The organism is Deltaproteobacteria bacterium (assembly GCA_011375175.1).
GTDB lineage: Bacteria > Desulfobacterota > GWC2-55-46 > GWC2-55-46 > DRME01 > DRME01.
Genome location: DRME01000071.1, coordinates 1 through 7,769, shown reverse-complemented (window position 1 = coordinate 7,769; position 7,769 = coordinate 1). Strand labels below are relative to the sequence as shown.

At 67.4% G+C, this 7,769-nt stretch carries 9 protein-coding genes; 7 read left to right on the top strand and 2 right to left on the bottom strand.

The window, feature by feature from the left end; genetic code table 11:
• Nucleotides 1–126: 126 nt before the first annotated feature.
• From ENJ37_06060 to ENJ37_06030, 7 genes are all read left to right on the top strand, one after another.
• Nucleotides 127–789, top strand: coding sequence for a hypothetical protein (locus ENJ37_06060; GenBank protein ID HHL40050.1), 663 nt, complete (start codon nt 127–129; stop codon nt 787–789).
• A complete protein-coding gene (locus tag ENJ37_06055) occupies nt 786–1,625 on the top strand; it encodes a metallophosphoesterase (protein HHL40049.1) in 840 nt (279 codons plus the stop codon). Before ENJ37_06060 ends, ENJ37_06055 begins: the two co-directional genes overlap by 4 nt.
• Nucleotides 1,626–1,676: 51 nt before the next feature.
• Nucleotides 1,677–2,600, top strand: coding sequence for a tRNA (adenosine(37)-N6)-dimethylallyltransferase MiaA (gene miaA, locus ENJ37_06050; GenBank protein HHL40048.1), 924 nt, complete (start codon nt 1,677–1,679; stop codon nt 2,598–2,600).
• Nucleotides 2,597–3,325, top strand: a complete 729-nt coding sequence (locus ENJ37_06045; GenBank protein HHL40047.1) for a hypothetical protein — start codon at nt 2,597–2,599, stop codon at nt 3,323–3,325. Before miaA ends, ENJ37_06045 begins: the two co-directional genes overlap by 4 nt.
• Before the next feature lie 52 nt (nt 3,326–3,377).
• Complete coding sequence (locus ENJ37_06040; protein HHL40046.1) at nt 3,378–4,001, top strand: hypothetical protein; 624 nt, start codon at nt 3,378–3,380, stop codon at nt 3,999–4,001.
• The gene (locus tag ENJ37_06035; GenBank protein ID HHL40045.1) at nt 3,989–4,531 is read left to right on the top strand and encodes a CDP-alcohol phosphatidyltransferase family protein; all 543 of its coding nucleotides are present in this window, start codon (nt 3,989–3,991) and stop codon (nt 4,529–4,531) included. The genes ENJ37_06040 and ENJ37_06035 overlap by 13 nt, the downstream gene beginning before the upstream one ends.
• Nucleotides 4,532–4,618: 87 nt before the next feature.
• Nucleotides 4,619–6,037 (top strand): TrkH family potassium uptake protein, encoded by a 1,419-nt coding sequence (locus tag ENJ37_06030; GenBank protein ID HHL40044.1) that lies wholly within the window; start codon nt 4,619–4,621, stop codon nt 6,035–6,037.
• Nucleotides 6,038–6,106: 69 nt separating this feature from the next.
• Here the strand turns inward: ENJ37_06030 and gspN are convergent, their stop codons facing one another.
• Nucleotides 6,107–6,973, bottom strand: coding sequence for a type II secretion system protein GspN (gene gspN / locus ENJ37_06025; protein HHL40043.1), 867 nt, complete (start codon nt 6,971–6,973; stop codon nt 6,107–6,109).
• A 10-nt stretch (nt 6,974–6,983) separates the two neighbouring features.
• Nucleotides 6,984–7,502: an adenine phosphoribosyltransferase gene (locus ENJ37_06020; protein ID HHL40042.1), complete on the bottom strand. Its 519-nt coding sequence runs from the start codon at nt 7,500–7,502 to the stop codon at nt 6,984–6,986.
• Nucleotides 7,503–7,769: the final 267 nt, after the last annotated feature.

Genomic DNA, 7,769 nt, shown 5'->3' with positions numbered 1-7,769 from the left:
GGGGGCGGCGGCGGGGGGGTACTCCCCGCCGCGCCTTCGGAGAGGACAAGGGCGTGGGAGACGAGGAGCTCCTACCGCGCGGCCGGGAGGTGGGCGGCGCCTCCGCCTCCGCCCGGCGGCGGCGCCGTGGAGAGTCGCAAGCCCGGCCTTCCCCTCGTTGCGACGGGCGGCCCGCAAGGCGAGGTCGTAAACGCCGAGTTCCTGGAGATGGAGTTCCGGGGGGATCTCTGGGGCGAGTTCATCGTCACCCAGCGCTCCGACGCCTTCTATATCATCGACCGCCACGGCGCAGCCGAGCGCGTGGCCTTCGAGCGGCTTCGCAGGTCCCTGCGCGAGGGCGCGGTCAAGGCCCAGATGCTGCTGCTTCCCCAGCGCATAGAGACGACGGCGCAGGAGCGCGACGCCCTCGTCGCCGCCTCGGAGACCCTCGACAGGCTCGGCTTCGTCATCGAACCCTTCGGCCCCTCCCTCTCTGGAGGCGAGAGCTTCATCCTCAAGGCCGTTCCGGCCCTGCTTGCCGAGAGGGACTGCGCCGCCCTGGTGAGGGACATGGCCGTCGAGCTCGCCGCCGCCGGCGGCAGCGCCCGGGCCGAGGCCGCCGTGGAGTCGGTCCTCATGAGAGCGGCATGCCACAGCGTGGTCCGGGGAGCCGGGACCGTCACGGCCGAGGGCGCGAGGGCTCTCCTGCGCGACCTGGCCGTCACTGACCTCTCGGGCCACTGTCCCCACGGAAGGCCGGTGGTGAGACGCTTCACCAGGGCCGAGGTGGACGCCTTCTTCAGGAGATGAGCGGCGGGGTGCTCACGCGAAGGGCCTTTCTCAAGGGCGGGCTCTGGCTCGGCGCCTCGGCCCTGGCCGCGGACGGGCTCTTCCTCTGGAGATCGCGCATCGTCGTCGAGCGTGTCGAGGTCACTATCGAGGACCTCGCACCGCAGCTCGAGGGACTGAGGATCTGCCTTCTCACCGACACCCACCACGGCCCCATGGTGGGCATCGGGATGCTGGACAGGGCCGTCGCCGCGGCCAACGGCCTCGGCGCCGACGTGGCGGCGCTGACGGGCGACTTCGTATCGCGCTCGCCTGAGTACATCGCCCCGGCGGCCGCAAGCCTTGCGCGGCTGCGCGCCCCCCTCGGCGTCTTCGCCGTGCTCGGCAACCACGACCACTGGGTGGACGCCGGCGGCGTGAGGGAGGGGCTCGCCGGCGCGGGCATAAGGGTGCTCGAAAACTCGCACGCCCTGGTGGAGCGCGCGGGGGCGCCGCTGTGCGTTGCCGGCGTGGAAGACCTCTACGAGGGAAGGCCCGACGCGGCGGCGGCGCTCGATGGCGTGGAGAGCACTACGCCGCGCATCCTCCTCTCCCACAACCCCGACTACGCCGAGGCGCTGGGAGAAGAGCCGAGGGTGGACCTCGTCCTCTCGGGCCACACCCACGGAGGGCAGGTGCGCCTGCCCTTCGGATTCGCGCCGGTCACCTACTCGCGCTACGGCCAGAAGTACAGGGGCGGACTGGTCCGCACCGGCCGCACGCAGGTCTACGTCTCGCGGGGTCTCGGAGTTGTGATGGCGCCGGTGCGCATAAACTGTCCGCCCGAGCTGACGCTCATCGAACTCAGGGGGGCCTGACCCCGCGGCGGGCGGGACGGCGCCGCAAAAGGTTCCTCCCCTTGATGACGGATGGAGCGGAGACCGAAGATAGTCGTCATAGCGGGCCCCACGGCGTCGGGCAAGACGGCCCTCGCCGTGGAGCTCGCCGGGCTGGTGGGCGGCGAGATTGTCGGCGCCGACTCGGTGCAGGTCTACCGCCGCCTGGACATCGGCACGGCAAAGCCCACGGCGGAGCAAAGGGCCGAGGTGCGCCACCACATGATCGACGTGGCCGACCCAGACGAGTCCTATGACGCGGCCCGCTACGCCGCGCAGGCAGGCGCCGCGGTCGAGGAGATCGCCTCGCGCGGCGCGGTCCCCTTTGTGGTGGGCGGCACGGGCCTCTACATAAGGGCCCTTCTCGGCGGTCTGGCGGCGGCTCCGCCCGGGGACCGGGGGCTTCGGGAGCGTCTTGAGCTGGTGGCGAAGAGCGAGGGGCCGGAAGCGCTCCACGCCATGCTCGGGAGGGTCGACCCGGAGGCGGCCTCGCGCATACACCCCAACAACGTAAGGAGGGTGGTACGGGCCCTCGAGGTCTACAGCCTCACGGGCACCCCGATCTCGCGGCTCCAGCGAAGCCACCGCTTCGCCGCCTCCCGCTTCGACGCCCTCACTATCGTCGTGGAGCCCGAACGCCGGGCCCTCTACCAGGCCATAGACGACAGGGTGGAGCGGATGATCGCCGAGGGGCTGGTCGACGAGGCCAGGGCGCTGCTGGAGGCCGGCTACAGCGCCGACTTGAAAGCGCTGCGCAGTCTGGGATATAAGGAAGTGATCGAACACCTCGCCGGAGGGGCGGGCATCGAGGAGACGAAGACGCTCATAAAGAGGAACACCAAGGCCTATGCGCGCCGCCAGATCACGTGGTTCAGGCGGGAGCGCGGCGCGGTGCGGCTGCCGCCGGACGGGAAGGCCGCGATCATGAACGAAGTAAGGAGACACCTCGGGACATGAAGAGAGAGCTTGCAGCGGCGGCGGCCGCCCTCGTGCTCGCAGCCCTGCCGTCGCCGTCCGCCAAGGCCCAGTCGGTGATGGAGATAAGGGCCGAAGGCTCGCACGAGCGGCTCGCCGACGAATCGAAGACGAGGATGTACGCCCTCGACGACGCACTGAAAAAGGCGGTCAAGGCCGGGCTCGACACATTCATGAAGCCCGAGACCATCGCCACCTACGCGAAGATACTGGAGAGCACCGTCTACGCCGACGTGAGCGACTACATCATCAACTACCGCATCCTCTCCAGGGGATGGATAACCCACCTCGACGGCGCCTCGCCGGTGGTGGACCCCGTGCGCGACGGACCGGGCACCGAGGGGGTGGAGCGCTATCACATCTGGATAGAGGCCAAGATCGACGTGGGCAGGCTCAAGAAGGACGTGCGGGCCATGACGTCCATAAAGAAGGAGAAGTCCACGGACATGGAGATCGTGCTGCTCGACGTGCGGGACTACCGCGAGTACGAGAGGATACGGGAGCTCATATGGCGTCTCGACATGGTGACCGACCTCTCGTACCGCTCCTTCTATCCCGGAAGGATAACGGTCGGCGCCGTTGTCAAGGGAAACGTCTACAAGTTCAAGGAAGCGCTCGCCGAGGCGGTCGGTCCGGGGTACTTCCTCGTCCCCTCCTCCCCCGACAGGGTGGTGCTCAAGGCCGCGGGCAGGGCCGCGGAGAAGTAGGGCCGCCCCCGTACCTGCGGGTCGTGTATATGTGGAAGGGAGCCCTTTCGAGGTGAAGAGCAGCACAGCAAGATCGGCACTCGCCGTCATACTCGCGGCGGCCCTCTGGGGCTGCGCAAACCCCGTGGAGTACACCATCGTCGAGCACTACGGCGCACTGGCCCCGGCCTCGGTGGCCGTGCTCCCCGTCGAGTGGGGCCACGCCGTGCGAGAGCGGAACCCCGCCGCCGCCGTCCTCTTCCGTGAGGTGACGATACAGAAGCTGCGCTCCATGTCCTACGCCGCGGCGGCGGCCGACGAGACGGACGCCGCCATCGCCGCCTACGGCCGAAGCCGCTTCGACGAGCTCGACCCGGCCGGCAAGTGCCGGCTTCTCGGTACGGAGGCCTTTATGCGCGTGGTCATCGACGAGTGGGACAAGTCCATGCTCGCCATATACGGTTCACTTACGCTGCGCACCTCCTTCGAGCTCTACTCGAAAGACGGCGGGCTTCTCTGGAGCGCCTCCTACGAGACCAAGGAGTGGGACCTGACGTTCGACAGGGAGACGATGGAGATCGCCATCCTCGGCACCTTCGAGCCGCGGGTGCAGCGGATCGTCGACATGGCCTTCACCACCCTCCTTGAGAGAAAGGAGCACAAGCCAGAGAGGACCTACTTCGAATGGCTCCGCTGAGGGTTCTCAACATACCGAACCTGCTTACGCTGCTGAGGATGCTGCTCGTTCCGGTCTTCATCTACCTGGTGGTGGAAGAGAGGACCTGGACGGCCCTCGTTGTCTTCGCCGCGGCGGGGCTGACCGACGCGCTCGACGGCTTCATCGCCAGGACCTTCGGCCAGAAGACCGACCTCGGGGCCTACATGGACCCCATAGCCGACAAGATGCTGCTCGTCTCGGCCTTCGTGGCCCTTGCGGCCAAGGACATGATACCGGCCTGGCTCTGCGCCCTCGTCATCCTGCGCGACATCGTGATAATGGTGGGCATAAAGTGGCTCGAGCTCGCGGGCAGGGTCGTGAGGATCGTCCCCTCCATGGCCGGAAAGGTCACTACGGTATTGCAGATATCGACGGTCGTATACGCCATGATGACCGCGGGCGCCCCGGACCTCCTCTACCGCGCCCTCGTCGCCGTGACGGCGGCCTTCACGGTCTACACGGGATTTGACTACGTGTGGCGGGAGGTGAAGATACAGACGGGAAGATGAGCCGGCCGCCGCTGCCGGCCACGGCGAAAAGGTGGGGAAGGGAGCTTTGCGGAGGAAGGGCGGGGCCGCCTCTACCCCGGCGACAAGATGGACAGAGTACGTTACAGGGTCGTCTTCAAGTACCTCGGCGGCGTCCTCATGGTGATGGCGGCGGCCTACGGGACCACCTCTCTCGCGGCCCTCTTCGCCGGCGAGTCGTCCGCCCTCTTCTACGCCGGCTGTGGCGTCCTCTTCGCCGTCCTCGGCCGCCGGCTCTACAGCTCCGTCCCGGAACGGGAGGTCACGGCCCTCGACGCCGCCGCCACGGCCTCCCTATCCTTTCTGCTTGCCAGTGTCGCCGGCGCTCCGCCCTTTGTATTCCTCTCCTCCATGCCCGTGCTCGATGCCTGGTTCGAGTCCATGAGCGGCTTTACCACGACGGGCTTCACCCTCCTCGACGTGGAGACGGCGCCGGCGTCCATACTCTTCCACAGGGCCCTGAGCCAGTGGATCGGCGGCATGGGGTTCGTGGCCGTGACGGTGAGCCTGCTGCTCGTCTCGGGCAGGCCGGCCCTCATGCTCCTCAAGGATGAAGTCAAGGAGGGCGAAAAGATCTTTCCGAGGATAGCCACCCACGTGCAGACCGTGGTCTTCACCTACCTGGCCGTCACGGCCGTCTCGACGGCCCTGCTTCTCGCCTGCGGCGCCGGTCTCTTCAACGCCCTCTGCTATACCATGGCCGGCGTGTCCACCGGCGGGTTCGCCGTCCACGCCGGCGGCGCAGGGGAGCTGGGGGACGGGGCGGCCGCAGCGTTGACGCTCATAATGTGCCTCGGCGCCGTGAACTTCATCCTCTACGGCCGCGCCTGGGCGGCCGGAAGAGGGGGGCGCGCTCCGGCTGCCGCCGTGCTCCTTGCCGTGGCCTCGGACAGGCAGGTGCTCTTGCTCGTCGGCCTTGCGCTCGCCTGCGCGGCCCTCATCGCCGCGGGCTCAGGGGCGGGATTCTGGGAGTCGCTCTTCATAACGTTCTCGGCCCAGACGACCACAGGGTACCAGAGGATGGAGCCGGCGGCCTTCGGCCCCCTCGGCGTGACGGTGCTCACGGCGGCGATGTTCGTCGGCGGCTCCATGGGCTCCACCTCGGGGGGCATAAAGCTCGTGCGCCTGGGCTGGATCGTCCGCAGCATAGCAGAGCGCCTCAGGTACGAGCAGTATCCGGCCGAGGTGGTGATGCCCGGCAAACAGGAGCGGGCGGCCCGCCAGACGGCCTCCGTCTTCCACGTGACGGCGCTCTACGCCTTCTTCATCGTGATCTCGGCCGTCGTCTTCGTGGCGGCGGGCTTCGAGCCGTCGGCGGCGTTCTTCGAGGTGACGAGCGCGGCGGGAACCGTGGGGCTGTCGTCGGGGATAGTCTCGCCGCAGCTGCCGCCGGCGCTCAAGGGCGTTCTCATCTTTCTCATGTGGGCGGGCAGGCTCGAGTTCCTGCCCGTTCTCGTCTGGCTCGCTTCCCTTGCGCCGAGGCGGTGACGGTGCGCTCACAATCCATGGCAAGCTCCGAGCCACTTCACTTGGGGAGACTTTCCCGTCTCGGACCGGTCATCGTCCTCCCACCACCGGGCGGCCTATGGTGCCTCCTATGGGGATGGAGTAGAAGTTTGCCGACTTGCGGTAGAGGCCGAGCAGCAGGGCGAGCCCGCCGTTCTCGACAAGCGCGCCCCTGGGCGTCAGCTCAAGCGTGAGAGAGACGGGACTGTCGACATAGGGCCGTCTTATGGTCACAACGCCTTCCACCCTCGCCGAGAGGTCCCGCTGCTCGAGCCACAGGCCCTCGACCACGAACCTGCACCCCTCCTCGAAGAAGCCCCGCAGCCCCGCGCTCTCCACATCGCTCAGCGGGAGAGCGAAGCCGGCGATATCGAGTCCCTTCACGTCGAGGCCGTCGATGTCGAGCGTCACGGTCCCGGAGGGGCAGCCGTCGGCCCCTATGGAGACATCTATCGCTCCATCCGCCTTTCCGCCGAGCTCGATGCCGGCGGCCCTTGCGGCGCCGACGGCGTGGAGGTCGAGGCCGCTTATGGCGAGGTCCGCGGCGAGGCCGCCGGGACGCAGCGATACCGTACCGCCTATGGCGCCGCCTGCGGCGTAGCCCTCGACGGCCGCCGCGGCTGCGCCCGAGAGCAGGGAGAGGGGCAGGAGCCTGACGCTGAGTCTGTCGATGGTGAAGAGCTCGGCGTCGCCGCGCCTTATGGCGAGCCTTGTGGCGCCGATGCCGAGGGGCGGGCTTCTGTGGAAGGGGTCGCTGTCGATGGTGAGGCCGGTCCTTGCGGCGGCAGCCTCCTTGACCCATTCCTCCACCAGGCGCGCCGGAAAGATCGCTATGGCGGTGGCGACGAAGAGGGCGGCGCCGAGCACGAGCAGCAGCACGCCCAGGATGAGTCTTTTCAGGGCCGGCGCTACGGTCAAACGCTATTCCTCAGAACTGGAGCAGCGAGAAGTAGGGGTGGGGCGCGAGTTTCTCCCCGCCCTTGAGGTCGGTGAGCTCTATGACGAAGGCGCACTCGTGGATCTCGCCTCCGCACTTCTCGACAAGCTCAACCACGGCCGCGGCCGTGCCGCCCGTGGCCAGCAGGTCGTCGACGACGAGCACGCGCTGGCCCTTGCCGATGGCGTCCTGGTGAATTTCGAGCGAGTCCTCGCCGTACTCGAGCGTGTATGCGGCCCGGTGCGTCTTGTGGGGGAGCTTGCCGGGCTTTCGCACGAGGACGACGCCGGCGCCGAGCTTGTAGGCGAGGGCCGAGCCCACGACAAAACCCCTCGCCTCGATGCCCACCACAAGCTCTATACCCTTGCCCACGTAGCGGTGGCCAAGAAGATCCACCATCCGCTGGAACGAGAGCGGATCCTTGCACAGCGTGGTTATGTCCTTGAAGAGTATACCCTTTTTCGGGAAGTCCGGTACGTCGCGTATGGCCTCCTTAAGCTTCTCAACCATCTCGTCCTCGCATCCTCCTTGCGGTATCGTTTGAGTAAGACTCCGATTCGGGCCCTTCCGGGGAGACTTTCCGAAGAAGGGCCGCAGACCCACCCCCCCCGGACCGCTTTCAATTACTCTGGGGGAACCGGGGGTCTGTGACCCTTTTACAAAGGTAATACCTAACCAAATCGGACCAGATCATGTAGAATGTTCTGGTCATGAGAAGTTGTCCTAAGTGCTCTTATACGTGGGCTTGGCAACTGTCCGACGGCAGGTTCAAATGCC